Origin of the sequence: Mesorhizobium salmacidum (SeqCode), from assembly GCF_037179605.1 — a bacterium.
Taxonomy (GTDB): Bacteria; Pseudomonadota; Alphaproteobacteria; order Rhizobiales; family Rhizobiaceae; genus Mesorhizobium; species Mesorhizobium salmacidum.
In genome coordinates this window covers 337,340-363,245 of sequence record NZ_JAPYKS010000001.1, presented here as the reverse complement: position 1 = coordinate 363,245, position 25,906 = coordinate 337,340, and the positions used below count along the sequence as shown (strand labels likewise).

Genomic DNA, 25,906 nt, shown 5'->3' with positions numbered 1-25,906 from the left:
GTTTGCTTGCGCTGCCGCCGGAACGCTTTGGGCTGCTGGCCGCCTAGGGTGATTCTGGATTACGATCTGGAATTCGCCCTGGGAATCAGGATCGAGCCAGACAGGAAGCCTTGATGCAGACACTGACACCCATCCTCTCGACGATCACGGCGGCATTTCTCGCCTCCCTGGTCGAGGTCGTCGAAGCCTTCACCATCGTGCTGGCCGTCGGGGTCACACGCAGCTGGCGTCCGGCACTGACGGGCGCCGCGCTGGCGCTGGCGCTGCTGGCGGCCCTGGTGCTGGCGTTCGGGCCGCTGCTGGCGCTGGTGCCGATCACGACGCTGCAGTTCGCTGTCGGGGTGCTGCTGATCCTGTTCGGCATGCGCTGGCTGCGAAAGGCCATTCTGCGCAGCGTCGGCGTTATCGCCCTGCATGACGAGGAGGCGGCCTTCGCCAAGGAAACAGCGGCGCTGCACCGGCAGGCCGCCGACCGGCGCGCCGACTACCTCGCCGGACTGGCCTCCTTCAAGGCGGTGCTGCTCGAGGGCGTCGAGGTGGTGTTCATCGTCATCGCCGTCGGCGCCGCGCATGGACAGACATTTTACGCCAGCATGGGCGCGCTGGCCGCTTTCATCCTGGTGATGCTTGTCGGTCTGGCGGTTCACCGGCCGCTGGCGCGCGTGCCCGAGAATGCGCTGAAATTCGTGGTCGGGCTGATGCTGACCAGCTTCGGCATCTTCTGGACCGGCGAGGGGATCGGCGCCGACTGGCCGGGTGCCGATCTTGCCCTGCTCGCCATCTTCGCCATCGTCGCGATGGCGTCATTCGCCATGGTGCGCTGGCTGCGCGGCACCCGTCCGACAGCAGCCGGAGGGCTCGCCCGATGAACGTCCTTCGTCTTGTCGCCAGGGAATTCTTCGGCATGTTCGTCGATGACGGCAATCTGGCGCTGCTGGCGCTGGTCCTGGTGGCCGCCGTTACCGCGGGGGTAAAGCTGCTCGCACTGCCACCGCTGCTTGGCGGTGGGCTGCTGCTGGTCGGCTGCCTTGCCATCCTTTTGCAAAGCGTTCGCCGCGCCGCGCGCGAGGGCAGCAGGTAGTTAAGTCAAGGCCGCATGGACGGGATGACCCGACGGTGGCCATGAAGGCACGCCAGCCCCTCGGCTCCCCGCAGCGCGGGTATGCTACTTCTTTCCACAGGGACAAGCACCACGCTGGCTGGCGTTATTCCGCCGCCGCGCCGACCGCGCCCTTGCGGGCGGCATCGACCATCCGCCGCCGCGCCCGGAACACGCCCCATTGCTGGTCGACCAGCACGCCGATGAGGATGACGCCACCCATCACCGCGAAGTTGAGCGAGGAGGGAATGCCGAGCAGGTTGACCAGGTTCTGCAATTCCTGCAGCAGCACCGTGCCGAGGATGACGCCGATCAGCGAGCCCTCGCCGCCGCGCAGCGAGAAGCCGCCGAGCACGGCGGCCGCAATGGCGTAGAGCTCGTAGAACTGGCCATGGCTGGCCGGCGAGATCGAGCGCGTATACATGGCGAAATAGATCGCCGACAGCGCCGTCAGCACACCGCAGATGACGTAAGCCGCCATGACGACGCGCCCGGTGCGAATGCCGGAATATTTCGCCGCCTCCTCGTTCTTGCCAATGGCGTAGAGATAGCGCCCGAATACCGAGCGGTGCAGCACCACCCACATCACGATGGCGATGACGATCAGCGCGAAGAAGGAGTTCGGCACGCCATACGAGCGGCCGGCGGTCAGGAATTCGAGCGTTGGGAAATTCTGGCCGAAGGCGAAGCCCGCCGTGCCGTCGGCGGTGTAGAAGCGCGCGACGCCACGATAGATCAACAGGCCGCACAAGGTGACGACGAAGGGCTGCAGCTTGAGCCGTGTGATCAGCCAGCCATGCGCCAGCCCGATGATGGCGCCGAGCACCAGGATCAGCACGAAGGCGATCGGCCATCCCATGCCGCGTACGGCGATGAAGTCGATGAACAGCGTCCCGAGCAACGCGACAACGGAGCCGACGGACAGCTCGATGCCGCCGGTGATGATGACGAAGGCCTGCCCTATCGACAGGATACCAAACAGACCGATGAGGTTCGAGGTGTTGGCGAGATTGATCGGCAGGAGGAAGCGCGGATTGATGATGGCAACGATCGCTCCGACCACCAGGATCAGGATCAGCAGGCCGAGATCTTTCTTTGTCATCGTCGTCTCCGCTTAGCTAAAGCGCGTCGCGCGCTTCAGCTCTTTGTTTATGCATGCCGTTGCCGCAAAACCGAGGGTCACTTTTGCGCGGCATGCATTAGTTTGCCGGCTTGCCCACCGCCAGCAAAAGCACGTTTTCCTGGCTGAACTGATCCTTGTCGAGAATGCCCGAGATCTGGCCCTCATGCATGACGGCAATGCGATCGGAGACGCCGATCACCTCTTCCATGTCGCTGGAGATCATCAGCACGGCGACGCCGGCGTCCGCCAGCGCCCGCATCAGCCCGTAAATCTCCGCCTTGGCGCCGATGTCGATGCCGCGCGTCGGCTCGTCGAGGATCATCACCTTCGGGTTCATGGCGAGCCATTTGCCGAGCACGACTTTTTGCTGGTTGCCGCCCGACAGCGTGCCGGTGCGCGTCTGCACCGAAGGCGCCTTGATGCCGAGATTCTTCTTTTGCTTCTCGGCGGTAGCGACTTCCGCGCTGTTGGAGACCAGCGAGCGCCTGGCATGCGCCGGCAAATTGGGGAGCGAGATATTCTGGGCGATCGACAGGTCGAGCAGGATGCCGGTCAGCTTGCGGTCCTCCGGCACGAGGAAAATGCCTTGCGCGACGGCATCGGCGGCACTCGCCAGCGCCAGCGGCTTGCCGTTGAGCTCCAGCGTGCCGCCAAGGCTGGCTTCGATGCCGAAGAACACCCGCGCCAGTTCGGTGCGGCCGGAGCCGACGAGGCCGGCAAGGCCGAGGATTTCGCCGCGCCTGACGTCGAGATCGACCGGCCGGCTGGGATAGGTGGGGGTGCGGACGGCCTTGGCCGACAGCGCCACGGCGCCCGGCGCCCGCCCCGCCTCGGAGGCCTTTTCACGTTCCTTCAGCATGCGGCCGATCATCAGCTTGACCATCTGGTCGTGGTTGATGTCGCGCTTGCCTAGCGTGCCGGCCAGCATGCCGTCGCGCAGCACGACGACCCGGTCGGCGACGCGCTCGATCTCGTGCAGGCGGTGCGAAATGAAGATGACGCTGATGCCGTCGGCCTTCAGCGCCTTGATGACGTCGAGCAGCTTGTCGGTTTCGGCGAGCGGCAGGCTCGATGTCGGCTCGTCGAGGATGACCAGCCTGGCCTTGATCGACAGCGCCTTGGCGATCTCGACCATCTGCTGCTGCGCGAGCGACAGGTCCGCGACCTGTGTGTCGGCTGAGAAATTGGCGCCGACGCGCTTCAGCAGCGGCGCCACCATTTCGCGCAGTTTCGCGCGGTCGACCAGCCTCAGCGGCCCGGCGCGCAGCGGTTCGCGGCCGAAGAAGATGTTGGCGGCGACATCGAGGTTCTCGAACAGGTTGAGTTCCTGGTGAACGAAGGCGATGCCTGAACCAAGGCTGCCTTCGACCGTCAGGTCCTTATGGGCGGTGCCGTCGACGGTGATGGTGCCGGTATCCGGCGTGGTGACGCCGCCGAGGATCTTCATCAGCGTCGACTTGCCCGCGCCGTTCTCGCCGACCAGGCCGATGACCTCGCCCGGCCTGACCTCCATGGAAAACCCGTCGAGCGCCACGACGCCCGGATAGGTCTTGCGCACGTTCTCCAGGCTGAGGAACGGAGTGGTCGCCGCGATGGATGTGTCGGAATAATTCATCATGCCTGACAGCAGCCGGTGGGCCAAAACGGCCCGATCTGCAGACTGACGATCCCGGCAGGGTTCGTCAATGCGAACAGCCGGCTCAAGCGAGTTGAGCCGGCTGAACCGGGTGTAGTCTTAGTTTCCAGACATCGCCTTGAGATTGGCGGCATAGGCGTCGACATCATCCTTGCCGATGATCTTGGTCGGGATGATGATCAGGCCGTTGGCCGGGATGCCCGATTTGTCGCCCTTGAGATAGGCGGCCATCAGCTTCATGCCCTGATAGGCCCATTCGAAGGGCTGCTGCACGACGGTGGCGGCAATGGTGCCTTCCTTGACGCCGCCCAGCGTGATCGGATCGTCATCGAAGCCGACGACGGTGATCGAGCCGAGCTTGCCGGCGTCGCGCAGCGCCTCATAGATGCGCGGCGTGTTGTAGGAGTAGAAGCCGACCATGCAGGTGACGTCGGGGCTGGCGACCAGCGCGTCCTCGACATTCTTCTTGGCGCGCGCCTGGTCGATGTCGTCGCCGCGCACGTCGACGAGCTCGATCTTGGTGCCGGCGAGGCCGTCCTTCATGCCCTGGATACGTTCCTTGGCATTGTCGGCGCCGAGCAGGCCGACGAAGCCCAGGCACTTGCCGCCGTCCGGCATCGCCTTCTTGGCGATTTCGGCCGCCTGCTTGCCGGCGTCGACATTGGACGAGCCGATATAGGCGACGCGCTTGGTCTGCGGGGCGTCGCTGTCGGTGGTGAACAGCGCCGTTTGCGAGGCGATCTTGTTCAGGCCATCGGTCGAGGTCTTGGGATCCACGGCCGAGACCATGATGCCCTTGACGCCGGCGGTCACCAGATCGTCCATCAGCCGCTGCTGGATGGCGACCGAGGATTGTTCGGGATATTTGAGTTCGAGCGTGTAGTCGGGCAGTTCGCCCTGCGCCTTCTTGACGCCGGCTTCGGCCGCTTTCCAGAAATCGGAAGCGCCGTTGACGACGAAGGCCAGCGTCGGCTTGTCGTCGGCGCGCGCGATAGCCGTCGCCGTCAGGCCGACAACCAGGGCCGCGGCGGCCACGGATGCATTGCGTATCAAGGATTTCATATTCAACCTCCCGTTTTGGTCAGTCGTAGGACTGACCGGACTAGCTCACTGGAATGTCTTGCACACTGGAATTGCCGTTTGCGGCTTGGACGCCCCTCCTCCCCAAGGTTCCCGGCACTGAAAAGACTGGCCTCGGTCCCAGCCACGGCCACGGACTTTAGACAACCATTCTTCATTCGTAAATAGTCCGATTTGTCTGACATATCACATATGCGAGACAAAGTTGGCGGAGGCAAATACCGCTCGCCATCGGGCCATTCACAGACACTCCCACCACATCTGGACCCGACCGGGCCGGATGCGATGGATTGACGGTACAGCGCATCCTTGTATTAGTAAACACTATTAGCAAGGACCGATTTGCCGACGCGTCGATTCCTTGGCCGCACGGAGCCGAAGCCGCACGATCTTCGGATTTGCTAGGCTTGAGCTTGCAGACGGGATGGGCCGCGAGGATGATAATAGTTATTAGTTCGGTCGATGTCCCCTTGGACTGGAAGCATCACGTCATCTTGTCGGCTCGGCGGGCCGCGGCTGGACAGGCCGGGGATTTGGGGGCGGCATGAGCGAGACGATGGACCGGGCCATTGGGAAGCGCCGCAAGGCGGCGGCAAAGCCCAAGGGCCGCGTCACCATGACCGACATTGCGCGCGCCGCCGGCTGCTCGCAGGCGACGGTCTCCTTCGTGCTCAACAATTCGCCGGGCATTCGCCTGTCGCAGCAGACCCGGGAGCGGGTGATCGAGGCGGCGCGGGCGCTCGGCTACAGCGCCCCCGCCTTTTCGGCGCTGAAGCAGCCGGTTGCAGCTTTCGAGGGCGCCGCCTTTGACGGACCCGCCTTTGATGGGCTCGACGGCGTGATCGGCTTTGCCGTCGACCAGCTCGCCACCAGCCCGGAGGCGGTCGTGGCCATCGAGGGCGCGCGGCAGGCCTCGTGGAATGCCGGCAACGTGCTTTTGGTGGCGCAGACCATGGGCGACGCCGTGATGGAGCCGCGCGCCATTTCGGCGCTGACCAGGCGGGGCATTTCGGCGCTGATCTACATGACCATCTTCACCCGCGAGATCACGGCGCCGGACTTCCTCTACGGCCTCGACATCCCGGTCATCCTGCTCAACTGCTACACGTCGGACTATGCCTTCCCGGCCGTGGTGCCCTCCGAGATCGCCGGCGGCCAGAGCTCGACGCGGTACCTGATCGGCCACGGCCACCGCCGCATCGCCACCATCACGGGCGAACCCTGGATGCAGGCTGCGCAGGACCGCCTGAAAGGCTACCGCCGCGCGCTCGCCACCGCCGACATCCCCTTCGACCCCGAACTTGTGGTCGAGGGCGACTGGTCGGCCAGCGCCGGCTACGCCGCGACCGTGAAGCTGCTGACCCTGAAGGACCGCCCGACCGCCATCTTCTGTCAGAACGACCGCACCGCGATCGGCTGCTACGAAGCGCTGAAGGAAGCTGGCCTGCACATTCCCGCCGACATTTCGGTCGTCGGCTACGACGACGAGGAAATCGCCCGGCATTTGTTTCCGCCGCTGACCACCTCGATCCTGCCGCATATGGCGATGGGGCAATGGGCGATCGAGCAGCTGGAAGCGCCGGCGCAGGTGGGCAGGGGGCGCTATCCCATCACCAAGCTGGAATGCCCGCTGGTGGAGCGGGAGAGCGTGGCGACGTTCAAGGGCGCCCCATAAACGCCGGCCTTTTCTCCGTCCCACCGTGCTCCCGCGTCTTGGCTTCAACCTGATTGCAGTCTAGCCTGCGCCCACAGCCAGGAGAGGGGCATATGACATCGAGTTTCACCGTTCATGACGCATCCGGCTATGAGCAGCTCATGGGCCGCTGGAGCCGAAAGCTCGCACCCGGCTTCATCGGCTTCGCCGGGCTTGCCCCCGGCGAACAGATCCTCGACGTCGGCTGCGGCACCGGCAGCCTGACCTTCGAGCTGGCGAAATCCGCCGAGCTGGCGGCGATCACGGCGATCGACTTTTCGCCTGTTTTCGTCGAGGCGGCAAGGCGGCGCAACACCGATCCGCGCATCGAAATCAAGCAGGCGGACGCCACCGCCTTGCCGTTCGCCGACAATGCGTTCGACCGCGCGCTGGCGCTGCTGGTGCTTCACTTCGTGCCGGAAGCCGGCAAGGCGGTGGCCGAAATGCACCGGGTAACGCGGCCGGGCGGCGTGGTCGCGGCCGTGGTGTGGGACCATCTCGGCGGCATGGCGGGCATGCGCATGATGATCGACACGGTGGCCGCGCTCAGCGAAGGCGGCCGCCAGCTGCGCAGCCGCTATTGCTTCCAGCCGATGATGCAGCCCGGTGAAATGAAACGGACCTTCATCGAGCAGGGACTGGCCGACGTGACCGAAACCGAGCTGATGATCCGCATGGATTACCAGGACTTCGCCGACTATTGGGCGCCGATATCGGCCGGCGAGGGCCCGCTCGGCAAATACATGACCACGCTGGAGGCGGCCGAGCGCGAGCGCACCGAGGCTGCCGTTCGCGATGCCTATCAGGCCGGGCGACCGGACGGGCCGAGGTCGTTCGCCAATGTCGCCTGGGCGTGCAGGGGCGTGGTGCCCTGACCGCCCCTGCGGCGAAGCGCCTATAAAAGCCGCGGTCAGGCCTGCCGAGCGACCAGCTCGGCATAGCGCTGCAGGTAGAGCGGCCAGCCCTGATCGCCGGCGACGCCGTCGCGGACGCCTTCCCAGCCCTGGCCATGGCGCTCCAGGTTGCGGTGCTCGATTTCGACGCGGGTGCGCTCAGCCGTTTCGGCGGTGAACCGCACCTCCCATTCGCTGGTTTTGGCCGGATCGGTCTCGATGCGCCATTGCGGGCTGATGTCCCAGCTCAGGAGCACGCGGTTGGGCGGCTCGTAGGCCAGCACGCGTGCCCAGCGGCACTCGCTGCCATCGACGCCGCGGTCATAGACGTGGCCGCCGACGCGGGGCTCGAACACCGTCTCGGCGATTTGGGCTGCAAGCAGATTGTGCTCGGGTGGTTTGAAACTGCCGAAATCCTCGGTGAAGACCTTGAAGGCGCGCTCGATCGGCGCCTCGACCATCACGGACTGTTTTACCGACGCGATGGGGATCTGGGTGTTCATGGTCACTCCTCTGGTGGGGTCTCGACGGCCAGCTTGTAGGCCGCGAGCGTCTTGCTCCAGAACCGGTCGAGCCAGGCGCGCATCTGGCCAAGCCCGTGCGGATCGATGTGGTAGACGTTGCTGGCGCCCTTCGGCTCCGCGCGCACCAGCCGCGAATCCCGAAGCACCTTGAGATGCTGCGACACCGCGGACTGCGACACGCTGACCTGCCGCGTGACCTCCGCCACCGAGCGCGGCCGCTCCGCGATCAGCTCGAAAATCTGCCGTCGGGTCGGATCGCCCAGGGCGGCAAGCTGTGCGCTGTCAACAGTCATGACTTATGATTAGTGCGGACTGATGATTGAGTCAAGCGAGGGGTGCCAGCTGGGTCCAGTCTGGCGGCGAGGAACTTTCTCCCGAGAGAGATCACGGGTCAGTCCGGGTGGAAGGAATTACGAAGGTCGAAATCCACCCGGGCATAAGGCTGGCCGCGCGGCTATCCCTTGCGTTCTTCAAGGCTGTTGCCGCCGTCGACCACCAGCAAGGCGCCGTTGATGTAGCTGGCGCTTTCGGAGGCCAGGAACACGACCGCCGCCGCGACCTCATCGGGCCGGCCGGCGCGGCCCGGCGGCGCATGCAGGGCCGCTACCCGCTCCGCGTCGCTCGACGCGCCTGTCTCGATCCAGCCAGGCGCCACGGCATTGGCGGTGACGCCTTGGCGCGCCACTTCCAGCGCCAATGTACGGGTCAGGCCGACCATGCCGGCCTTCGCCGCGGAATAGGCGGCGGTGCCCTGGTAGGAGACCAGCGGCCCGGTCACCGATGCGACATTGACGATGCGCCCATAGCCCGCTTCGACCATCGCCGGCAGAAACGCCCTGGTGACGAGAAACGCGGTCTTCAGGCTGGTCTCGATGCCCTGGTCCCAATCTGGACCGGCGGGAAGAGGAAGTCGCGAGCGCGACCATGCCCAAGAAAGCGCCTTCTGTGGCAAAGTCCGCTTGGCTGAATCGTTGAACGATTATTTTGGTTTCTTATTGTTGTTTTCTTCTGGTTGCGGCGGAAGCAGATTACCATTCCGGTCAATCGGAAGATCGATAAGGCTGCCCTCGGAACGCATTCCGCTAAACGTCATGCCAAACTTTGGGTTATATTTACGCGCTTCTTCGAGAGAGACGCGCTGCAACGACACAACCTTGCTGTGCCTTTGGCCGAACGAGTCCACAACACGTATCTTGATCTTAGCATAACCATTTTTTGCGAGGGGAAAACAAGCCCCGAAGCTATCATTTTGCTCGAAATAAACGACGCCGTTCGTTGATTGACCGACATTCAAATACGTGTCGGCCGTTTCCCCAGTGAGAACGCTTCTTTGAGTTAGAAATGGGTATCCTTTGTAATTATCGTCGTCTATTCTATGATAAAAATCGCTTACCGATACGGTTTGGTATGTAATCCAATGACGAAGGAATCGATTATTGAACCACAATGTTGGGTTCCTGAAAAATGAAATTGGCCAATGATAGCCGATCTCTACATTATCAATCGAGGCAGGCGACTTGCCGACATTTGCTATACTTAGGTATATAGCAAAAATTGACCGATGAACATCATAGCCTTCATGTTTTGCCTCTGTGCCGCCTACGCTGTAAAATGTAGGTCCCGGTAAGGTTTTAATTCTTAGTTTGGGCCTTCCTCGGATGGCGGAAAATATGCCAGTTATCCAGCCGAAGAATATCGTTACGACAAAAAGAAATAATGATAGTGTTCCCTGATTATCATTGAGCGCATTGTTGAACTGCTGGAAACTCTCCATTTCTGAATCTTCTTCTATGTTCTTGTTCTGACCAAATATGCAAAGTGGGAAATGTTCTCCAATATCTTGTCGTCGGAGTAGCTGTCTCGGTCGGCGCTTCCCACGGCCATGAGAGCGAATGTCGTGAGTCCGGTCAGCTTCTCTTGGATGTAGTCGGAGATTCCAGATTGCCCGGCATCGTCCAGCGCCTCGAATATGTTCCCGACGATCGTGCGAATTTCGTTTTCTGCTTCCGCTTGTTCGGACACTGAAAGCGGTTGGCCTAGACATTCTTCGCAAATTTCGTTGATCTGGTGTAGACCCGCTTCGACTTGCTTCATTTGCCCGACTCCCCCTCAACCCACAGTAACGCGGTTCACAGGCCGTTCCAATCCGCGCCGAGCGTCGTCGTCTTGATCCACTCGCCAGAGAACGGCGGCCGCTCGCGTTTGTGCTTCTTGCCGTCCTTGAACGACAGATTGCCCAAGGGCAGCACCAGCCCCAGCCGCTTCATCTTGTTGACGGTCTTCAGAGTGTCGGCGACGTGGATCAGGTCTTTGTTCGCGCTGTTCGGTGCGAGCCCTTCGGACGCCAGCCGGTCAACCCACCAGTCGCGGAAGTCGAGCATGTCGTCGGGCGTGATCGCGGCGATGTCCTTGCTGCCGACGATATCAACGAAATTGCGAATGGCCTTGATGCGTGGATTCTTCCATCGGCGAAGCTGGTCTTCGCTTTTGCCAAGCGTTCGGTCCCTCGCCAGCGTCCAGAAAAGTTCAAGCGCTCGTTCGACGGTGATTCCCGGTTCGACCGCGCCGCCAAGGATGGCCGCCGCCTCGATCCGATCCGGCTCGCCGTCGGGCTTCACGACCGCGCGGACTCGTTCAAGGAACTCTTCGCGGGGCAGCTTGGCGACACGATCCGCCGCGATGTAGCGATAGCCCCGGACGCGGGCGAGTTCCCGCGCCGCTTCAAAGCGGCTTTCCGCGTCGGCGCTGTCGCCCGCAAGGCGGGCTTCCCAAGCTTCGACCATGTGAGCCCAAGCCGTCGGCGTCTTCTGCCGGGCGACCGTTTCGGAATCAGTGTGCAGGCTGATCCAAACCGTCTTACGAGGCTCGATTGCCTCATAGCGTTTCGGAACGCGCTTGATCAGGTGGAAGGTCTTGTTCCGGCGCTGGATGTTCATGGCGTGGTCCCCCTCGCGACGTGCATGCCCGATGCGCCAATGTATAGCAATATGTGCAGCATGATGTGCAGCAAATCAGGGATTTTGAGCGTTGAGATTGAGCGGCAAACGCCGATTAATCGTTTAATTTCAGTTGCTTATGTGAATAGCGAAGGGGAAGAAACTGGCGCACCCGACAGGATTCGAACCTGTGACCTCTGCCTTCGGAGGGCAGCGCTCTATCCAGCTGAGCTACGGGTGCTTTCAGGACGAAGGTCCGGAAAACGAACCAGCCGGTGAACCGGCAAGTCACGGCTTCTTAGCGGAAGCGGAGGCGGGCTTCAACGGGCAATTGAGGATTGGAGATTTCCCCTCGTAAGCCGAGGCACTGTCGCGTATGGCGCTCGCCTCTCCGTGTCCGCTTCGCCGAGCCACCTGCCGGCGAGCCACGGGTCGCGCCCGTCCTTCGGAACCCCCACTCCGCGGGCGCGAGGAACCCGAGCCTTTCCGGCGGCGCCGTAGCCCGCTTCTTGCGGTCAATCCGCGCTGTCCCTCGCTGCCCCGCCTCGCTCTTCACCATCCGCCGCGCGTGCGTCGCTCCGGCAAAGTATGACGTTCCTCCCGCCAGTCACCTCCCCTAGTATTTCCGAAGTAAGTCGCGCATAATGGGCGCGGCCTTCCTGCGGGACAGAGTCCCTCGGAACGCCGGGAGGAACCGAGGATGGCCGTTGTGCTCGTGCTCGTTCTGATTGTCGTCGGCTCGGTGCTGTTCCATGTGCTGAGCCCTTGGTGGTGGACGCCGATAGCCTCCAACTGGGGCTATATCGACAGCACTCTTGTCATCACGTTCTGGATCACCGGGACGGTCTTCTCCGCTGTCGTGCTGTTCATGGCCTATTGCGTGTACCGCTTCCGGCACAAGGAAGGGCAGAAGGCGCACTACGAGCCCGAAAGCAGGAGGCTCGAATCCTGGCTGACCGTGGTCACCGCTGTCGGCGTCGCGGCATTGCTGGCGCCTGGGCTGTTCGTGTGGAGCCAGTTCGTCACCGTTCCCAAGGACGCGACCGAGATCGAGGTCGTTGCGCAGCAATGGCAATGGAGCTTCCGCCTGCCTGGCGCGGACGGCAAGCTTGGCACCTCGAACGCCCGGCTCATCGGTTCCGAGAACCCGCTTGGCATCAACCCACAGGACCCGAACGGTCAGGACGATGTCGTCGTCGTGGCGACCGATCTGCATCTGCCGATCGGCAAGCCGGTCAAGGTGTTGCTGCGCTCGATCGACGTGCTGCACGATTTTTACGTGCCGGAGTTCCGCGCCAAGATGGACATGGTTCCGGGCACCGTCACCTATTTCTGGTTCACCCCCACCAAGACAGGGAGTTTCGAGGTTCTTTGCGCCGAGCTTTGCGGCGTCGGTCACGCCTTCATGCGTGGCGTCGTGAAGGTCGACACCCCGGAGGATTATCTGGCCTGGCTGCAGCAGCAGTCGACCTTTGCCCAGATGTCGGCACCCGCCAAGGTGGGCGTGCTTGCCGCACCGGCAATGGCACAGGCGAAGGCGGAGTAAGGCATTGATGAAACCGGCCCCGAGGAGGACCGGAAAGAGCGGAGAGGTTCAGGGATGGTTGACGTCACGCCTCATGGAGCAGACTTCATTCCGGCCGCGGAAGTGGCGGAGGTGGAACTCTATCACCCGCACAGCTGGTGGACGAGATACGTCTTTTCACAAGATGCCAAGGTCATCGCCATCCAATATGCCGGCACCGCGCTGTCCATCGGGCTCGTCGCGCTGGTGCTGTCCTGGCTGATGCGCCTGAAGCTTGGTTTTCCCGACACTTTCGCCTCCATCTCGCCGGACATGTATTATCAATTCATGACCATGCACGGCATGATCATGGTGATCTACCTCTTGACCGCGCTGTTCCTTGGCGGCTTCGGCAATTACCTCATTCCGTTAATGGTCGGCGCACGCGACATGGTGTTCCCCTATGTCAACATGCTGAGCTACTGGATCTACCTGCTTGCCGTTCTGGTGCTCGTCGGCAGCTTCTTCGCGCCGGGGGGGCCGACAGGCGCTGGTTGGACGCTCTATCCGCCGCAGGCCATTACCTCGGGCACGCCCGGCGGACAGGATTGGGGCATCATCCTGATGCTCGTGTCGCTGATCCTGTTCATCATCGGTTTCACCATGGGCGGCCTCAACTATGTGGTGACCGTGCTTCAGGGTCGCACGCGCGGCATGACGCTGATGCGACTGCCGCTGACCGTCTGGGGTATTTTCACCGCCACGGTCATGGCGCTGCTGGCCTTCCCGGCGCTCTTCGTCGCCTGCGTCATGATGCTGTTCGACCGCGCGATCGGCTCGAGTTTCTTCATGCCGGCGATCGTGGAAATGGGCGCCAATCCACTGCCGCACGATGGCGGCAGCCCGATCATGTTCCAGCACCTGTTCTGGTTCTTCGGCCATCCTGAAGTCTACATCGTGGCGCTGCCCGCCTTCGGCATCGTCTCCGACCTCATCAGCACGCATGCGCGCAAGAACATCTTCGGCTATCGCATGATGGTGTGGGCGATCGTCAGCATCGGCGCGCTCTCCTTCGTCGTCTGGGCGCACCACATGTATGTCTCGGGCATGCATCCCTATTTCGGCTTCTTCTTCGCCACCACCACGCTGATCATCGCCATCCCCACCGCCATCAAGGTCTACAATTGGGTGCTGACATTGTGGCGCGGCGACATCCACCTGACCATCCCGATGCTGTTTGCGCTCTCCTTCATCGTCACCTTCGTCAATGGCGGGCTGACCGGGCTGTTCCTCGGCAATGTGGTGGTCGACGTGCCGCTGTCGGATACGATGTTCGTCGTCGCGCATTTTCACATGGTGATGGGCGTGGCGCCCATCATGGTGGTATTCGGTGCGATCTATCATTGGTACCCCAAGATCACCGGCCGGATGCTCAACGAGGCGATGGGCCGCTTCCACTTCTGGGTGACCTTCATCGGCACCTACCTGATCTTCTTCCCGATGCACTATGTCGGGCTGGTCGGCGTGCCGCGCCGCTATCCCGAACTCGGCGATACGGCCTTCGTCCCGCCTTCGGTGCATACGCTGAACGCGTTCATCACCGTGGCCGCGCTGGTCGTCGGCTTCGCCCAGATGGTGTTCCTGTTCAATCTGCTGTGGAGCATTCGTCGTGGGCGGCCGGCCGGCGACAATCCATGGCGGGCGACGACGCTCGAGTGGCAGACGGCCGGCACGCCGCCGCCGCACGGCAATTTCGGCAAGGAGCTGCCGGTGGTCTACCGCTGGGCCTATGACTATAGCGTGCCCGGCGCGCCCGAAGACTTCATTGCACAGAACGATCCGCGCCCATTGACGCAAGGCGGCCCCGCATGATCGTGATCTTGATCTTGCTGGCCGCCGTAACCGGCGTTGTCGGCTGGTGGCTGTCGCGCCAGCGGCTGATGTCCAAGCCGTGGCTCGAGACCGGGCCGGTCACGGCGTTTCCGCAGACGGAAGCGTCGCTCATGCATCCGGCCAAGATCGGGCTCGGCGTGTTCCTTGCCGTGGTCGGCGCGCTGTTCGCGCTCATGATCAGCGCCTATGTCATGCGCATGGACTATGCCGACTGGCAGGCCGCTCCGGCCCCGAGGCTGCTGTGGCTCAACACCGCCATGCTGGTGCTGGCGAGCTTGGCGCTGCAAGGCGCGGTGTCTGCCGCGCACAAAGCCCGACTGGACAATCTCCGGCTCGCCCTTCTCGCCGGCGCCCTGGCATCGGTGGCTTTCCTGGCTGGGCAATTGCTCGCCTGGCGCGATTTCGCCGCCGAAGGCTATTTCGCGACAGAGAACCCGGCCGCCAGCTTCTTCTATCTGCTGACCGCTATGCACGGCCTTCACATCATCGGCGGATTGGTGGCGCTCGGCCGGGTCAATGTGCGCGCATGGCAAGGCGCCCGGTCCGGAAGCCTCGTTCTGTCGACCGAGCTCTGCGCGATATACTGGCACATCCTGCTTGCCGTCTGGCTGGTGCTTTTCTGCGTGCTCATGGGCTGGGCGGATAACGTGATCGACATCTGCCGGGGGCTCTTGACCTAGAACGCCGCGCGGCGGGCGGTACCGAAGGAGGAAATGCTCATGGCCGAGACCACGCTGGAACACGCCGCACCGGTCGCTCCGCGGCCGCCAGGCCTGCGCGGCATCGCGGCCGACTGGTCGTCCGACCAGAGGGCGTTCAAGAACGTCTCCTGGGGCAAGGCCATGATGTGGATCTTCCTGCTCAGCGACACTTTCATCTTTGGCTGCTTCCTGTTGTCCTACATGACCGCGCGCATGTCGACGACGGTGCCCTGGCCCAACCCGAGCGAGGTTTTCGCGCTGCATCTGTTCGGCAGCGACATTCCGCTGATCCTGATCGCGATCATGACCTTCGTACTGATCTCGTCGAGCGGCACGATGGCCATGGCGGTCAATTTCGGCTACCGGCACGACCGCAGGAAGACGGCGGTGCTGATGCTCGTCACCGCCGCGCTCGGCGCGACGTTCGTCGGCATGCAGGCGTTCGAATGGACGAAGCTCATCACCGAGGGCGTGCGGCCCTGGGGAAATCCCTGGGGTGCCGTGCAATTCGGTTCATCCTTCTTCATGATCACCGGGTTCCACGGCACCCATGTCACCATCGGCGTGATCTTCCTTTTGATCACCGCGCGCAAGGTGTGGCGCGGCGACTTCGAAGCCGGCGCGCGTGGGTTCTTCACCAGCCGGCGCGGCCAGTACGAGAGCGTCGAGATCATGGGGCTCTACTGGCACTTCGTGGACCTGGTATGGGTGTTCATCTTCGCATTCTTCTATCTTTGGTGAGGTGGAGCGATGGCACAGGCAGAAGCGCGCGAACATGGGCTGCATGGACACGCCGCTCCCGCCCAGGCGGTGGGGCACGCGGAAGGCCAGCAGCACCCGATCAGGCTTTATCTCGTCGTCTGGGGCTGGCTGTTCGTCCTCAGCGCCGGCTCCTACAGCATCGACTATTTCGGCCTCCAGGGCTATCTCAGATGGGGGCTGATCCTCACCTTCATGATGCTCAAGGCAGGGCTGATCGTCGCCGTGTTCATGCACATGGCCTGGGAGCGGCTGGCGCTTGCCTATGCGATCCTGGTGCCGCCGCTGCTGATCCTGGTGTTCGTGTGGATCATGGTGCTCGAGTCCGACTACACCGAGCTGACCCGTGTCCTGTCATTCGGCATGGGGCCATAGACGGCTCGCCGGATCGCGTTTCTTCGTTGACAGGAAAAATGACGGGAGGACAATGGTTGCCACGTTCTCTGACGCGTCCCCACCTCCAACAGAAAGGCGCCTACGATGACGATCGCAAGGAAACTCCAGGACTATATGGCCGGCAAGGGCATCGCCTACGATACCGTTGCCCACCACCGAACCTCGACCAGCAGCCAGACGGCGCAGGCAGCGCATGTTCCGGGCCGACGACTCGCCAAATCGGTGCTGGTCCATCACGAGATGGGCTATGCGCTGGCGGTGGTTCCGAGCAGCCACCGGGTCGAGTTCAATACGTTGCAGGACGTGGTCGACAGGCGGCTTGGCCTCGCTTCCGAAGATGAAATCGGCGAGGTGTTCAGCGACTGCGACATTGGCGCCGTGCCGCCCTTGGGCGCCGCCTATGGCGTGCCGGTCATTCTCGACGAAAGCTTTAGCGCGGAAGACGACGTCTATTTCGAAGCCGGCGATCACAAGACGCTGGTGCATGTCACGGGCGGCGACTTCCGCAATCTGCTGAGGGATGCGCGGGTCGCTCGCTTCAGCCATCCGGCGTGAACCAGAAGCGCCCGCCTCTTTACAGGGTGGGCGCCCTCCTTCGTCGAGCAATCGGCGGCAAGGCGACGCCGCCTCTATTTTGTGCATGTCGTTGCCGCGTCACCCTTGCGCGCATGCATTGGGCAAGTCGGATCAGCTCCCTTTGCGTGTTTTTGTCTTGGCTGAGGCAGGAGCAGGAGCAGGGGCTGGCGCCGGTTCGATCAGCTTGCGGTAAAGGTGCCAGGTCGAATGGCCGAGCACGGGCAGGACCACGGCCAGCCCGACGAGCAGCGGCAGCGAGCCGAGACCCAGCGCAACCGCGACGATGAGACCCCACAGCAGCAGCGGCACGGGGTTCGTCATGACCGCTCGCGCCGAAGTCTCGACAGCCGCGTAGGCGCCGATGTCGCGGTCGAGCAGCAGCGGGAAGGCGACGACCGTGGTGCTGAGCACGACAAGGGCAAACAGAAAGCCGATGAGGTTGCCCAGAATGATCAGCGTCCAGCCGCGCTGCGTGGTCAGCACATCTGCGATAAAGCCGAAGAACGATGCCGGCGCGGCGTCGCCATAGAGGTACCCATAGAGCGCGCGCGCGGTTACCAGCCAGGCGATGAACAGCACCACCAGCATGACCCCGAGTGCGGCGATAGCCGGCATGGCGGGCGATTTTCGGACGTCGAAGGCATGTCGCCACGACGCGTCGAGTTGCTGTTCGCGCCGGCGGCTGATCTCGTAGAGGCCAAGCGCGGCGAAGGGGCCCAGAAGCGCGAAGCCGGTCATCAGTGGGTAGACGAGCTGAAGCGCGTTGCCGCCGGAGCTCCAGGTGATCAGCACGATACCGGCAACCGGATAGATCAGGCATAAAAAGACGTAGTGCGAGGGTTTTTCCCAAAAATCGTCAAATCCCCGGCGAAGCGCGTCAAAAACATCCGCAACCCCTATCCGGCGGATAGCGGGATGTTCGAGCTTGCTGCCGGTGCCTGCTGCGTAGACATGGAAATTTGCCATGACCATTCCTCCAGGATCGGGCCCGGTTCGGTCGCGGCTTTCGGTGCTGCCGTCTGCGTGACCGGCCACGCGAAACCGCGACCTGCACCGCCGGGATCATAGCATTGTTCCCAGGCCTTGTCGCGTTCGGCGGCCCCGTCTGCAACCTAAATACCGCGTGATGCGTTACCGTGCGCGGCATTGAAGCGCGTGGCGTCGAAAAGGAGCCATGCAACCCGCTGATTTTAGCCTTATGCATGTCGCTGTCCCAAAACCGAGGTTACACTCGGGCGACATGCGATAGCATCCACGACGCCGACAGCGCCGATTTGAGGGAGGAGAATGCCATGAGACTGACCGCGGCCCTTCTTGCAATTTCATTTATCGCGACCATTCCGGCCTTTGCAGCGGGCGATGCCGATGCCGGCAAGAAGATCTTCACCAAATGCATGGTCTGCCATGAAGCGGCGACCGACAAGGACAAGATCGGTCCCTCCTTGCACGGCGTCATCGGCCGGAAGGCAGGTTCGCTGCCGAGCTTCCAGGCCAAATATTCCGACGCGATGAAGAAGGCGGGTGCAGGCGGCCTGGTCTGGGACGAGGCCAATATCGCTGAATACATCAAGTCGCCGAAGACAAAGGTGCCCGGCAACAAGATGCCCTTCGCCGGGCTCCCGAACGATGCCGACATCGCCAATGTGATCGCCTACCTGGAAGCCGCCGCCAAGCAGTAGGGGGCGGCGCCGGCGGAACTGGGATGCCTGAGCCTTTGCTGGACTCGGAGGCGGGTGATGCTTGCCGAGCCGGGGCGAATTCATGCCAGAGTCATGCGAAAGTTGCCGCACCCGAGGCGATCAGGGCGGATCCGTTCGCAACTCCCCTATGCCCCCCAATGTACCGTTTTTACGCGGGACGAAGCGCGCGCGGCCTCAGACACAATTCAGAAATAAACCAGAAAAATTCCAGAAATCGTTCGGGCGTAGAATTAGCCGGAGAGGGTTTCATCGACCGCCGCACCGCGGCACTTGTTCGGATTGGCGACAAGCGATGCAAAGGTTCTCGATCAGCTTGATGAGTGCGTTGCTCGGCATTTCGCTCGCCACCGGTCCGGTCGAAGCTGGCGAGGCAAAGGTTGCGGCGACCCGAACCGAGCGCTGCACCAATCTCAGCCGCCAAGTTGACGAAGCTCTCGAAACCCATGCCGCGTCAAGGCAGGTCACCGCGGCGAAGGCACTGCAAAGAAAGGGAAACCGGTTCTGCGCCAACAAGAAGCAGGCACAGGGAATCCGAATGCTCGCAAACGCTGTGAAGCTGCTTGGCGTGACGCCGATCGATCCCGATGCAGTGAAAACCGACCTGCATAGCAAGGAGAAAAAACCATGAAGAAGTCCCTTCTCTCCGCCCTCGGTCTCGCTGTTGCTCTGGCCTTGTCGATGCCGGTTCCCGGCACCGCCGCCGCCACCAAGACGACCGCTCCAGCTGCGACCGCAACGACCACGATGACCAAGACGGCAACGGCTGCGAAGCCGCACCAGAACAGCGCTGTGGCCAGGAAGGCTTGCAAGCCGACCAAGAAGCACAAGTGCCCGGTGAAGCACAAGAAGCACACCGCGAAGACCGCGGCGTCCAAAAAAGCCTATTAACACCGCCATGCCATGAGAAGGCTGTTCCATTTGCATTCGGTTGGGGCGGCCTTTTCCATGGTGGCCGACGCGGAGCGGCCCATTGGCTCTCCGGCTGCTCCGGTGGACGCCCTTTGCGAGTTGCTCACGGCGCTTCCTGGGCCGATTTGACTGGCTCTAGGGCATTGGATCGTCATAGGCCAAGAAACAACTGCATCCGGTTCCGTTGAACCTCCCGATTTTGCACTTAGACCTGGATCGTAGCGAACCGTCCGGCGTTGAGAGGCGCGGCCTAGCCCACGGAAAGTCCAAATGACTCGCATCGCAACCTTCAACGTGAACGGCGTCAACGGCCGCCTGCCCGTGCTGCTCAAGTGGCTGGGTGAAACCGAGTACGACATCGTTTGCCTTCAGGAGCTCAAGACATCCGACGACAAGTTTCCTGCCGACGCGATCAGGGGCGTCGGTTACGGCGCAATCTGGCACGGCCAGAAGTCTTACAACGGGGTCGCTATCCTCGCTCGAGGGACAGAACCACTAGAACGTCGGCGCGGGCTGCCCGGGGATCCGGACGACACGCACAGCCGCTACATCGAGGCCGAGGTGAATGGGCTTGTTGTGGGTTGTCTCTATTTGCCCAACGGCAACCCGGCGCCAGGTCCAAAATTCGACTACAAGCTCCGGTGGTTCGATCGCCTGATCAGCTACGGCCAGCTGTTGCTTGGAGACGGCGCCATGAGCATTCTCTGCGGCGACTATAACGTCGTTCCAACCGCAATCGACGCCGTCGTGCCCCAACGATGGCTAGGGGACGCGGTGTACTTCCCGGAGAGCCGGCAAGCCTACGCCCAAATGCTCGGGAATGGTTGGATCGATGCCGTCCGCCGCATCCATCCCGAGAAGGGCATCTACACCTACTGGAACTTCTCATACCGGGGCGGCTACGATCGAAGCTCCGGTCTCCGAATGGACCATCTGCTCGTGAGCCCTTCCCTTTCGGACAAACTCCGCAATGCCGGCGTGGACGTCGAGTTGCGCGGCTGGGAGAAGCCAAGCGACCATGCGCCAGCTTGGATCGAGCTCGATTGAGTACTAAGGCAATTCCAGGAAAAGTGCGCTGCGCCACCACCCTCACGCTCCCGCCGGGCTCTTCACCGGCCGCCGTGCGCGCGTCGCCCGCTTCGCCTTCTTCGCACTCGCCAGCTCATGCATCGCATCGAGCTGCATCTGCTGCATCTCGGCCAGCCGCGTCCATTGGCGCGAGATGAGGTAGTCGAGCTTTTCGTGCAGGTGGCGCACTTCGAGCTCGGCCTTGAGGTTGACGCGGTAGTCGTTGAAGGAGCGCAGGCGGTCCTTCACCTCCTGGCGCTTCTGGCTCATCATGATGATCGGCGCCTGGATGGCGGCGATGCAGGAGAGCAGCAGGTTGAGCAGGATGAAGGGGTAGGGATCGAAGGCGCCGGTCGTGCCCTCGAACAGGTTGATGCCGATCCACACCAGAAGCACGCTGCCGAACGAGATCAAGAACCACCAGCTGCCGCCAAAGGCGGCCATGCCGTCGGACACGCGGTCGGCGAACGTCCGGTGCTCCTCGAATTCTTCTTCACTGTTTTCCGAAATCGTGTCTTGCCGGGCGATCGATTCCACCACCTGGCGGTCGAGCTCGGAGAATTCGCCGTGCTCCTGCTGCAGCAGCTCCTCCATGTAGCGCATGCGATAGCGGCCGAGCTCCTCGCGGCTGATGCGCGCGCCCTTGGGCAGGTCCGGGTGGTCTGCATGGATGCGGTCGGCGAGACTCGGGCGCAGCGTGTCGATGCGCACAAGGTCGCGCTTGCGGAACTTGCGGCCTGAGATCGCCGATGGCTTTTTCTTCGGCTTCAGCCGCGATGCGCCGGGGCCTGATGGTTCGGAGTCCGGCACTTCTGGCGTGTCGAAATGCTCGTCGGAAACCTCGTGCAAATCCTCCTGCGTGGTCGGCGCCTCGAAATACTCGCCGCCGCTGTCGTTCTCATTGTCGGCCGACTTCTGCTCGGATGCCTTGGGAACGGTGCTCATGATGGGCTCCTGCTGTCGTGCTTGGTTTAGAATACGCCATGGCGTCGGGGCATATCCACTGTCGGATTTCTCAGCCTATGCCACGTCTTCCGCACGATTGCGTGACAGTCGCAAGACGATAGCCGGCTCCGGGTCTTTTGGATGAGGAAGAGATGGGGAGGCCCCTCACCTCACTGCTGTTCGGCGAACATCAGCCTGGTCTTGGTGTCGGCCATGGTAGGCGACAGGCTGCGCTGGATCAGCGCTTCGACATGGTCGTTGCGCTGGCGGGCGCTGTCGGCGCCCATCACCACCACGATCAGCTGGCGGCCGTCGGCATCGTAGGAGGTGACGATGTTGAAGCCGGAAGCCCTGATGTAGCCGGTCTTGATGCCGTTGACGCCGCGCACGCGGCCGAGCATGTCGTTGTGGCCGCGCACCAGCCTGCCGCGGAACATGAAGTCGCTTTCGGAGAAATAGTGGAAATGCTGCGGGAAGCGCCGCTGCAACGACATGCCGAGCACCGCCATGTCGTGCGCGGTCGTCATCTGGCCGTCGTCGGGCAGGCCGGATGCGTTGCGGAAGGTGGTGCTGCTCATGCCGAGTTGGCGCGCCTTGGATGTCATCATGGCGGCGAACTGGTCTTCCGAGCCGCCAAGATATTCGCCCACCGCCACCGCCACGTCATTGGCGGATTTGACGACGATGGCGCGGATGGCGGAATCGACGTCGATCGTCTCGCCGCGCCGGAAACGCATCTTGGTCGGCGGCTGCGAGGCTGCGTGGTCGGAAACCGGGATCTGCGTCTCCTTGGTGACGCGGCCGGTCTCCATCGCCTCGAACAGCAGATAGAGCGTCATCATCTTGGTCAGCGAGGCCGGATAGCGCTGCGCCGTCGAGTTAACCTCGAACAGCTGCTTGCCGGTCCGTCCATCGACGACGATGGCCGCGTATTTCTGCGGCGGCGCCGGCACGGCCAGCACGGAGTCCGGCGGGGTTATGGTCGAGCAGCCGGCAGCCATGGCCGCCAGGGTGAGGACAGCCAGGATTTTCTGGAGGAGCGGAAAGAGACGCGGGAAGGACAAGGGCTGAACTGTTCTGGCGATGCTGTTGCTGAGATAAGGCGAAGCTAACGTAACGCGGCGGATGCGTCCATTTGGTTAATGGCGGTTAGCCCTGGTAATGTCGAGTGCCGGCGGGGCCTGATTTCCTCGCCCCTGCCGAAGGCGAGGAACTCGAGCTCTTCTTTCGCCGCCCCGAAATCGCCCCGTTTTCTGTCTTTCCTTGCCAAAGCCGCGTTTCCCGTGGGAAGGAGCGTGGCATCTGGGGCTTGGGGGCTTGCAAAATGGCTGACATTGGGGTTGGCGCCGCGCCGTCATTGATCAGGGCATCGCTCAGCCGCACCGGCAAATGGGCCGGCAGTATCGCCTTCATCGGCGGCGCCGTTTCCGACATCCTCAATCCGCTGGCGCCGTTCGCCGCCTATATCGCGCTGGTTGCCTCGATCGCGGCGATAATCATCGCCATTGCCATCGTGCTCAGGCTCGTGCTGGCGGCCAAGGCTCTGCCGGCGCTGGTGTTCGCCACAAGTGCGGCGGCGGTTGCCGGCGGCGTCTACGCCGTGCAGAAGGAGACCAAATCGCAGAACGGCATCATCGCCGGCCTGGTGCCGGCGATCGCGCAACTGCAGCAGTCGATGGGCATCGTCGCCGAAAAGGTGGCCAAGATCGAGCAGACGGTCACGCAAACGCAGAAGACCGTGGAAGAGGTCAAGAAATCGACCGACACGGTTGCCCGGAAAACCGATCAGATCGCGTCCGCCGAGCAGCAGCAAGCGGCACAAGGGGTCGAGACGCAACAGACCGTTGAAGCGGTCAAGCAGACCACGGAAACGATCGCAGCCGGCCAAAAACAGCAAGTGGCCCAGTCCGAAAAGCTGCAGGCGACGACCGAGCAGATCGCCGCCTCGATCGACACGATAGCCAAGGGGTTTGCGACCTTGGCCGCGCAAGGCGGCGCCATCGCCGAGCCGAAGCGGCCGGACGAGTTCTACCACAATGCCCGCGTCTACGAGTTGTCGGGCGACATGCTCAACGCGCGGCGCTCCTACCTCGCTTTTGCCGGCTTCAATGTCGATGCCATCGATCCCTACACGCGCTTTGCCACGCTGCTCAGGGTCCAGGACGGCAAGGCCGGGGCCCGCGAAGTGTTCGGTCAATTGGCCGACAAGGGCAAGGCGCTGTCGATCAAGCTGGTGCATGTCATGCAGTTCGACGATGCGCAGCGGCTCGACAAGCTCAGCGCCTTCATATCGGCCAATCCGGACTTCGCGCCGGCCTATTACCTCCAGGCGCAGGAGTTTTCGGAAGATCGTCTCGGCAGCCAGACGCTGGCCGACAAGCGCAGCGAAGCCCAGGCGCTGACCAAATTCGTCTCCTACGAAAAAGAAGGCGGGCTGCTCAAATATTTCGTCGACCAGACCCAGCTTGCTGACTGGCTGGACCGCAGCCGCAGCCGGTTGGCGGCCCTTGGCGACGTGCTCAACCCTGCCCGCTTCGCGCCTTCGCTGACGCCGATGCGCTCCAACCAGGGCTGGTCGATGACCATTTCGCTGCCCGAGCCGGCGACCGCGATATCCTGGCGTCTTGGCGGCACCGGCCCGTTCACCGACACCGGCCTGCTGGCGCTCAACGACCAGCGCACCGGCAAGCCGATGCCCAATCCGAGTTTTGAATTGCCCGACAGCACGGCGGCGACCACGATCGGGATCAAATATCTCGACATCAGGGGACGCGAGACCGGCCCGTTCGACATCCGCTTCGATCCGGATGCCGCCCTGCAACAGGGCAACAAGCAGATCCTCGACCAGTTCTGGACGTCGTGGATCGCCTTCGACGCCAGCGGCAATCATGGGCTGGTCTATTTCACGCAGATGCTGTCCTACCGCTGCGCCATCAAGGAGGTCCGCTACAGCCTGAACGGCGCCGCGCTCGACAAGGCGCTTCCCATGCCGCCTTGCAATGCCAGGGATCCCTACGCTATCCCCGGTGATTTCCAGCCCTATTTCAAGGTCGCCGACAGCGTGAAGTCGATGTCGGTGCAGGTGACCTATACCGACGGGACAAAATCGCCGGTACGGGACTACAAGCGGCAATAGGGCCGGCACCTTCGGCATGTAGGAAGGGGACATAAATCTGATGCAAAATGCGAGCCCGTGCGCTTGCGCGGTGCGCCGAACGGGTTCTTCTTGGCACCCGTCAGATTAGGGTGAGAGCGCCATGGATACAGTCACGATCAACGCCAGGGGCATTTCGGTTTCGCTCGACCTCATGGTCGGCCACATCGCCGGCATGACAATCGAGAGCGGCGGGCGCCAATTGCGGCCACTGCACCGCGCACCCTGGGTCGACGCAAACGAGACGCTGCCTCCAGACCTGCCGCAGGGCACCGTCCGGCTCTCTGGCGACTTTCTCTGCGCGCCGTTTTCGCGCAGCGATGTCGAGGAGGCGCCGCTGCATGGCTGGCCGGCCAACAGCGCCTGGGATGTGGTGGACAGCGGCGCCACGGCTGGCGGCTGGCGCGCCATCTTCCGCCTGCGGCACAAGGTGATGGGCGCCAGCGTCGACAAGATTCTCACGCTGCGCGACGACCATCCTTTCCTCTATCAGGAACATGTATTTTCCGGCGGATCCGGCGCGATCTCGGTCGCCCATCACCCGATGACGGCGATGAAAGGCGGCGGCAGGCTGGCTTTCTCGCCGAAGCGGTTTGCCGCCACGCCAGCCGATCCGCTGGAGCCGGACCCCGCGCGCGGCCGCTTTATGCTCGCGTATCCGGCGCGGTCGTCCGATCTCGACCATTTTCCTGCTGCCGGCGGCGGTACGCTCGATCTCACGGACTACCGCATGGAGGATCGGCGCGAGGACTTCCTCACCCTGGTCGAGGCCGACCATGGCGGCCCGGGCTGGACAGCACTTGCGCGCCACGCCGAAGACGATCTGGTGCTGGTGCTCAAGAACCCGGCCGAACTGCCGGTCACCATGCTGTGGTTCAGCAATGGCGGGCGCGACTACGCGCCGTGGAGCGGCCGCCATCTCGGCGTGCTCGGCATCGAGGATGGGCGCACCGCGATTGGCCACGCCGCCTCGCTCGGCGACAACTGGCTGAAGCGCGAGGGCGCGGCGACGGCATTCGCGCTCGGCGAGCGCCGCGGCGTCTCGTTCCGCCATGTCATCGGTGCGTTGCCGCTGTCGGGCGGCGAGCCCCCGCGGGAGATCACCACGGCGGATGGCCGCCTGCGGCTGGCTGGCGCCGCGGCATCGGAGGTCCCGTTCGACAGCGAATTCCTGCGTATCGGCCTGCCACCGGCAAGCTGAAGGGCAAAGCCGTAAGGGATTAATCGCACTCGCCAGCGCTGACTTCCACAATTGTTCGCTCTACATCGTGCAAATCGCGATTTGAAATCTCCTGCGACTGCCGACAAGATGCGTCC

Annotated in this window: 28 protein-coding genes and 1 tRNA gene; 16 read left to right on the top strand and 13 right to left on the bottom strand. The window is 62.8% G+C overall.

The genetic code is table 11. The features are described from left to right. Positions 1-113: 113 nt before the first annotated feature. Entirely contained in the window at positions 114-869 is a 756-nt protein-coding gene (locus tag O7A60_RS01835) for a COG4280 domain-containing protein (protein ID WP_337104756.1), read from the top strand. After that, positions 866-1,081, top strand: coding sequence for a hypothetical protein (locus O7A60_RS01830; protein WP_140509573.1), 216 nt, complete (start codon positions 866-868; stop codon positions 1,079-1,081). The genes O7A60_RS01835 and O7A60_RS01830 overlap by 4 nt, the downstream gene beginning before the upstream one ends. A gap of 124 nt (positions 1,082-1,205) precedes the next feature. Here the strand turns inward: O7A60_RS01830 and O7A60_RS01825 are convergent, their stop codons facing one another. The 3 genes from O7A60_RS01825 to O7A60_RS01815 all read right to left on the bottom strand — a co-directional run bounded on the left by O7A60_RS01825 (position 1,206) and on the right by O7A60_RS01815 (position 4,920). Continuing rightward, entirely contained in the window at positions 1,206-2,201 is a 996-nt protein-coding gene (locus tag O7A60_RS01825; protein ID WP_140509571.1) for an ABC transporter permease, read from the bottom strand. A 97-nt stretch (positions 2,202-2,298) separates the two neighbouring features. Continuing rightward, the gene (locus tag O7A60_RS01820; protein WP_027142398.1) at positions 2,299-3,837 is read right to left on the bottom strand and encodes a sugar ABC transporter ATP-binding protein; all 1,539 of its coding nucleotides are present in this window, start codon (positions 3,835-3,837) and stop codon (positions 2,299-2,301) included. 120 nt (positions 3,838-3,957) lie between these two features. Continuing rightward, positions 3,958-4,920 carry a sugar-binding protein gene (locus O7A60_RS01815; protein WP_337104752.1) on the bottom strand — a complete coding sequence of 321 codons (963 nt, stop codon included), beginning with the start codon at positions 4,918-4,920 and terminating at the stop codon, positions 3,958-3,960. Positions 4,921-5,482: 562 nt separating this feature from the next. Between O7A60_RS01815 and O7A60_RS01810 the strand changes: the two genes are divergently transcribed. Together O7A60_RS01810 and O7A60_RS01805 are read left to right on the top strand one after the other, a co-directional pair. Beyond that, positions 5,483-6,613 carry a LacI family DNA-binding transcriptional regulator gene (locus tag O7A60_RS01810; RefSeq protein WP_337104751.1) on the top strand — a complete coding sequence of 377 codons (1,131 nt, stop codon included), beginning with the start codon at positions 5,483-5,485 and terminating at the stop codon, positions 6,611-6,613. 92 nt (positions 6,614-6,705) lie between these two features. Then, positions 6,706-7,506, top strand: a complete 801-nt coding sequence (locus O7A60_RS01805; RefSeq protein ID WP_337104750.1) for a class I SAM-dependent methyltransferase — start codon at positions 6,706-6,708, stop codon at positions 7,504-7,506. Positions 7,507-7,541: 35 nt separating this feature from the next. Here the strand turns inward: O7A60_RS01805 and O7A60_RS01800 are convergent, their stop codons facing one another. From O7A60_RS01800 to O7A60_RS01770, 7 genes are all read right to left on the bottom strand, one after another. After that, entirely contained in the window at positions 7,542-8,027 is a 486-nt protein-coding gene (locus O7A60_RS01800; protein WP_337104749.1) for an SRPBCC family protein, read from the bottom strand. A gap of 2 nt (positions 8,028-8,029) precedes the next feature. Further along, complete coding sequence (locus O7A60_RS01795; RefSeq protein ID WP_015314540.1) at positions 8,030-8,341, bottom strand: ArsR/SmtB family transcription factor; 312 nt, start codon at positions 8,339-8,341, stop codon at positions 8,030-8,032. Between the two features lie 161 nt (positions 8,342-8,502). After that, positions 8,503-9,000, bottom strand: coding sequence for an SDR family oxidoreductase (locus O7A60_RS01790; RefSeq protein WP_337104748.1), 498 nt, complete (start codon positions 8,998-9,000; stop codon positions 8,503-8,505). A gap of 27 nt (positions 9,001-9,027) precedes the next feature. Further along, positions 9,028-9,822, bottom strand: a complete 795-nt coding sequence (locus tag O7A60_RS01785) for a hypothetical protein (RefSeq protein WP_337104747.1) — start codon at positions 9,820-9,822, stop codon at positions 9,028-9,030. Between the two features lie 14 nt (positions 9,823-9,836). After that, positions 9,837-10,142, bottom strand: a complete 306-nt coding sequence (locus tag O7A60_RS01780; protein WP_337104746.1) for a hypothetical protein — start codon at positions 10,140-10,142, stop codon at positions 9,837-9,839. 35 nt (positions 10,143-10,177) lie between these two features. Next, on the bottom strand, positions 10,178-10,984 hold the full coding sequence (locus O7A60_RS01775; protein ID WP_337104745.1) for a DUF6538 domain-containing protein: 807 nt from the start codon (positions 10,982-10,984) through the stop codon (positions 10,178-10,180). 164 nt (positions 10,985-11,148) lie between these two features. Then, positions 11,149-11,225, bottom strand: a tRNA-Arg gene (locus O7A60_RS01770). A gap of 459 nt (positions 11,226-11,684) precedes the next feature. On the opposite strand from O7A60_RS01770, the gene O7A60_RS01765 reads away from it, so the two are divergent. From O7A60_RS01765 to O7A60_RS01740, 6 genes are all read left to right on the top strand, one after another. Further along, the gene (locus O7A60_RS01765; protein WP_337104744.1) at positions 11,685-12,530 is read left to right on the top strand and encodes a cytochrome c oxidase subunit II; all 846 of its coding nucleotides are present in this window, start codon (positions 11,685-11,687) and stop codon (positions 12,528-12,530) included. A 54-nt stretch (positions 12,531-12,584) separates the two neighbouring features. Continuing rightward, positions 12,585-14,360: a cbb3-type cytochrome c oxidase subunit I gene (locus O7A60_RS01760; protein ID WP_337104743.1), complete on the top strand. Its 1,776-nt coding sequence runs from the start codon at positions 12,585-12,587 to the stop codon at positions 14,358-14,360. Beyond that, the gene (locus tag O7A60_RS01755) at positions 14,357-15,061 is read left to right on the top strand and encodes a cytochrome c oxidase subunit 3 (RefSeq protein WP_337104742.1); all 705 of its coding nucleotides are present in this window, start codon (positions 14,357-14,359) and stop codon (positions 15,059-15,061) included. Before O7A60_RS01760 ends, O7A60_RS01755 begins: the two co-directional genes overlap by 4 nt. 39 nt (positions 15,062-15,100) lie before the next feature. Then, positions 15,101-15,823 carry a heme-copper oxidase subunit III family protein gene (locus O7A60_RS01750; protein WP_027145445.1) on the top strand — a complete coding sequence of 241 codons (723 nt, stop codon included), beginning with the start codon at positions 15,101-15,103 and terminating at the stop codon, positions 15,821-15,823. A 9-nt stretch (positions 15,824-15,832) separates the two neighbouring features. Next, complete coding sequence (locus O7A60_RS01745; RefSeq protein WP_337104741.1) at positions 15,833-16,216, top strand: cytochrome C oxidase subunit IV family protein; 384 nt, start codon at positions 15,833-15,835, stop codon at positions 16,214-16,216. 105 nt (positions 16,217-16,321) lie between these two features. Next, complete coding sequence (locus tag O7A60_RS01740; protein ID WP_337104740.1) at positions 16,322-16,792, top strand: aminoacyl-tRNA deacylase; 471 nt, start codon at positions 16,322-16,324, stop codon at positions 16,790-16,792. 132 nt (positions 16,793-16,924) lie between these two features. Here the strand turns inward: O7A60_RS01740 and O7A60_RS01735 are convergent, their stop codons facing one another. Further along, a complete protein-coding gene (locus O7A60_RS01735; protein WP_337104739.1) occupies positions 16,925-17,779 on the bottom strand; it encodes a DUF2189 domain-containing protein in 855 nt (284 codons plus the stop codon). Positions 17,780-18,105: 326 nt separating this feature from the next. Between O7A60_RS01735 and O7A60_RS01730 the strand changes: the two genes are divergently transcribed. The 4 genes from O7A60_RS01730 to xth all read left to right on the top strand — a co-directional run bounded on the left by O7A60_RS01730 (position 18,106) and on the right by xth (position 20,469). Beyond that, entirely contained in the window at positions 18,106-18,492 is a 387-nt protein-coding gene (locus O7A60_RS01730) for a c-type cytochrome (RefSeq protein WP_337104738.1), read from the top strand. Between the two features lie 313 nt (positions 18,493-18,805). Continuing rightward, positions 18,806-19,141: a hypothetical protein gene (locus tag O7A60_RS01725; RefSeq protein WP_051442776.1), complete on the top strand. Its 336-nt coding sequence runs from the start codon at positions 18,806-18,808 to the stop codon at positions 19,139-19,141. After that, entirely contained in the window at positions 19,138-19,401 is a 264-nt protein-coding gene (locus tag O7A60_RS01720) for a hypothetical protein (RefSeq protein ID WP_140508224.1), read from the top strand. Before O7A60_RS01725 ends, O7A60_RS01720 begins: the two co-directional genes overlap by 4 nt. A 291-nt stretch (positions 19,402-19,692) precedes the next feature. Further along, positions 19,693-20,469, top strand: a complete 777-nt coding sequence (xth, locus tag O7A60_RS01715) for an exodeoxyribonuclease III (RefSeq protein WP_337104737.1) — start codon at positions 19,693-19,695, stop codon at positions 20,467-20,469. A gap of 42 nt (positions 20,470-20,511) precedes the next feature. Here the strand turns inward: xth and O7A60_RS01710 are convergent, their stop codons facing one another. Both O7A60_RS01710 and O7A60_RS01705 read right to left on the bottom strand, forming a co-directional pair. Next, on the bottom strand, positions 20,512-21,435 hold the full coding sequence (locus O7A60_RS01710; RefSeq protein ID WP_140508227.1) for a DUF1003 domain-containing protein: 924 nt from the start codon (positions 21,433-21,435) through the stop codon (positions 20,512-20,514). A 170-nt stretch (positions 21,436-21,605) separates the two neighbouring features. After that, on the bottom strand, positions 21,606-22,499 hold the full coding sequence (locus O7A60_RS01705; RefSeq protein ID WP_337104736.1) for a D-alanyl-D-alanine carboxypeptidase family protein: 894 nt from the start codon (positions 22,497-22,499) through the stop codon (positions 21,606-21,608). Between the two features lie 260 nt (positions 22,500-22,759). Between O7A60_RS01705 and O7A60_RS01700 the strand changes: the two genes are divergently transcribed. Further along, positions 22,760-24,571 carry a methyl-accepting chemotaxis protein gene (locus tag O7A60_RS01700; RefSeq protein WP_337104735.1) on the top strand — a complete coding sequence of 604 codons (1,812 nt, stop codon included), beginning with the start codon at positions 22,760-22,762 and terminating at the stop codon, positions 24,569-24,571. A 121-nt stretch (positions 24,572-24,692) separates the two neighbouring features. Continuing rightward, complete coding sequence (locus O7A60_RS01695; RefSeq protein ID WP_337104734.1) at positions 24,693-25,790, top strand: hypothetical protein; 1,098 nt, start codon at positions 24,693-24,695, stop codon at positions 25,788-25,790. The last annotated feature ends 116 nt before the right edge of the window (positions 25,791-25,906 follow it).

What these genes read in the sequence shown, in the direction of transcription:
- O7A60_RS01740 (WP_337104740.1), top strand. Translation starts at nt 16,322, where the DNA reads ATGACGATCGCAAGGAAACTCCAGGACTATATGGCCGGCAAGGGCATC.
- O7A60_RS01725 (WP_051442776.1), top strand. Translation starts at nt 18,806, where the DNA reads ATGCAAAGGTTCTCGATCAGCTTGATGAGTGCGTTGCTCGGCATTTCG.
- O7A60_RS01730 (WP_337104738.1), top strand. Translation starts at nt 18,106, where the DNA reads ATGAGACTGACCGCGGCCCTTCTTGCAATTTCATTTATCGCGACCATT.
- O7A60_RS01745 (WP_337104741.1), top strand. Translation starts at nt 15,833, where the DNA reads ATGGCACAGGCAGAAGCGCGCGAACATGGGCTGCATGGACACGCCGCT.
- O7A60_RS01780 (WP_337104746.1), bottom strand. Translation starts at nt 10,142, where the DNA reads ATGAAGCAAGTCGAAGCGGGTCTACACCAGATCAACGAAATTTGCGAA.
- O7A60_RS01755 (WP_337104742.1), top strand. Translation starts at nt 14,357, where the DNA reads ATGATCGTGATCTTGATCTTGCTGGCCGCCGTAACCGGCGTTGTCGGC.
- O7A60_RS01750 (WP_027145445.1), top strand. Translation starts at nt 15,101, where the DNA reads ATGGCCGAGACCACGCTGGAACACGCCGCACCGGTCGCTCCGCGGCCG.
- O7A60_RS01720 (WP_140508224.1), top strand. Translation starts at nt 19,138, where the DNA reads ATGAAGAAGTCCCTTCTCTCCGCCCTCGGTCTCGCTGTTGCTCTGGCC.
- O7A60_RS01785 (WP_337104747.1), bottom strand. Translation starts at nt 9,822, where the DNA reads ATGGAGAGTTTCCAGCAGTTCAACAATGCGCTCAATGATAATCAGGGA.
- O7A60_RS01695 (WP_337104734.1), top strand. Translation starts at nt 24,693, where the DNA reads ATGGATACAGTCACGATCAACGCCAGGGGCATTTCGGTTTCGCTCGAC.
- xth (WP_337104737.1), top strand. Translation starts at nt 19,693, where the DNA reads ATGACTCGCATCGCAACCTTCAACGTGAACGGCGTCAACGGCCGCCTG.
- O7A60_RS01830 (WP_140509573.1), top strand. Translation starts at nt 866, where the DNA reads ATGAACGTCCTTCGTCTTGTCGCCAGGGAATTCTTCGGCATGTTCGTC.
- O7A60_RS01700 (WP_337104735.1), top strand. Translation starts at nt 22,760, where the DNA reads ATGGCTGACATTGGGGTTGGCGCCGCGCCGTCATTGATCAGGGCATCG.
- O7A60_RS01825 (WP_140509571.1), bottom strand. Translation starts at nt 2,201, where the DNA reads ATGACAAAGAAAGATCTCGGCCTGCTGATCCTGATCCTGGTGGTCGGA.
- O7A60_RS01760 (WP_337104743.1), top strand. Translation starts at nt 12,585, where the DNA reads ATGGTTGACGTCACGCCTCATGGAGCAGACTTCATTCCGGCCGCGGAA.
- O7A60_RS01835 (WP_337104756.1), top strand. Translation starts at nt 114, where the DNA reads ATGCAGACACTGACACCCATCCTCTCGACGATCACGGCGGCATTTCTC.
- O7A60_RS01795 (WP_015314540.1), bottom strand. Translation starts at nt 8,341, where the DNA reads ATGACTGTTGACAGCGCACAGCTTGCCGCCCTGGGCGATCCGACCCGA.
- O7A60_RS01815 (WP_337104752.1), bottom strand. Translation starts at nt 4,920, where the DNA reads ATGAAATCCTTGATACGCAATGCATCCGTGGCCGCCGCGGCCCTGGTT.
- O7A60_RS01800 (WP_337104749.1), bottom strand. Translation starts at nt 8,027, where the DNA reads ATGAACACCCAGATCCCCATCGCGTCGGTAAAACAGTCCGTGATGGTC.
- O7A60_RS01765 (WP_337104744.1), top strand. Translation starts at nt 11,685, where the DNA reads ATGGCCGTTGTGCTCGTGCTCGTTCTGATTGTCGTCGGCTCGGTGCTG.
- O7A60_RS01810 (WP_337104751.1), top strand. Translation starts at nt 5,483, where the DNA reads ATGAGCGAGACGATGGACCGGGCCATTGGGAAGCGCCGCAAGGCGGCG.
- O7A60_RS01710 (WP_140508227.1), bottom strand. Translation starts at nt 21,435, where the DNA reads ATGAGCACCGTTCCCAAGGCATCCGAGCAGAAGTCGGCCGACAATGAG.
- O7A60_RS01775 (WP_337104745.1), bottom strand. Translation starts at nt 10,984, where the DNA reads ATGAACATCCAGCGCCGGAACAAGACCTTCCACCTGATCAAGCGCGTT.
- O7A60_RS01820 (WP_027142398.1), bottom strand. Translation starts at nt 3,837, where the DNA reads ATGAATTATTCCGACACATCCATCGCGGCGACCACTCCGTTCCTCAGC.
- O7A60_RS01805 (WP_337104750.1), top strand. Translation starts at nt 6,706, where the DNA reads ATGACATCGAGTTTCACCGTTCATGACGCATCCGGCTATGAGCAGCTC.
- O7A60_RS01735 (WP_337104739.1), bottom strand. Translation starts at nt 17,779, where the DNA reads ATGGCAAATTTCCATGTCTACGCAGCAGGCACCGGCAGCAAGCTCGAA.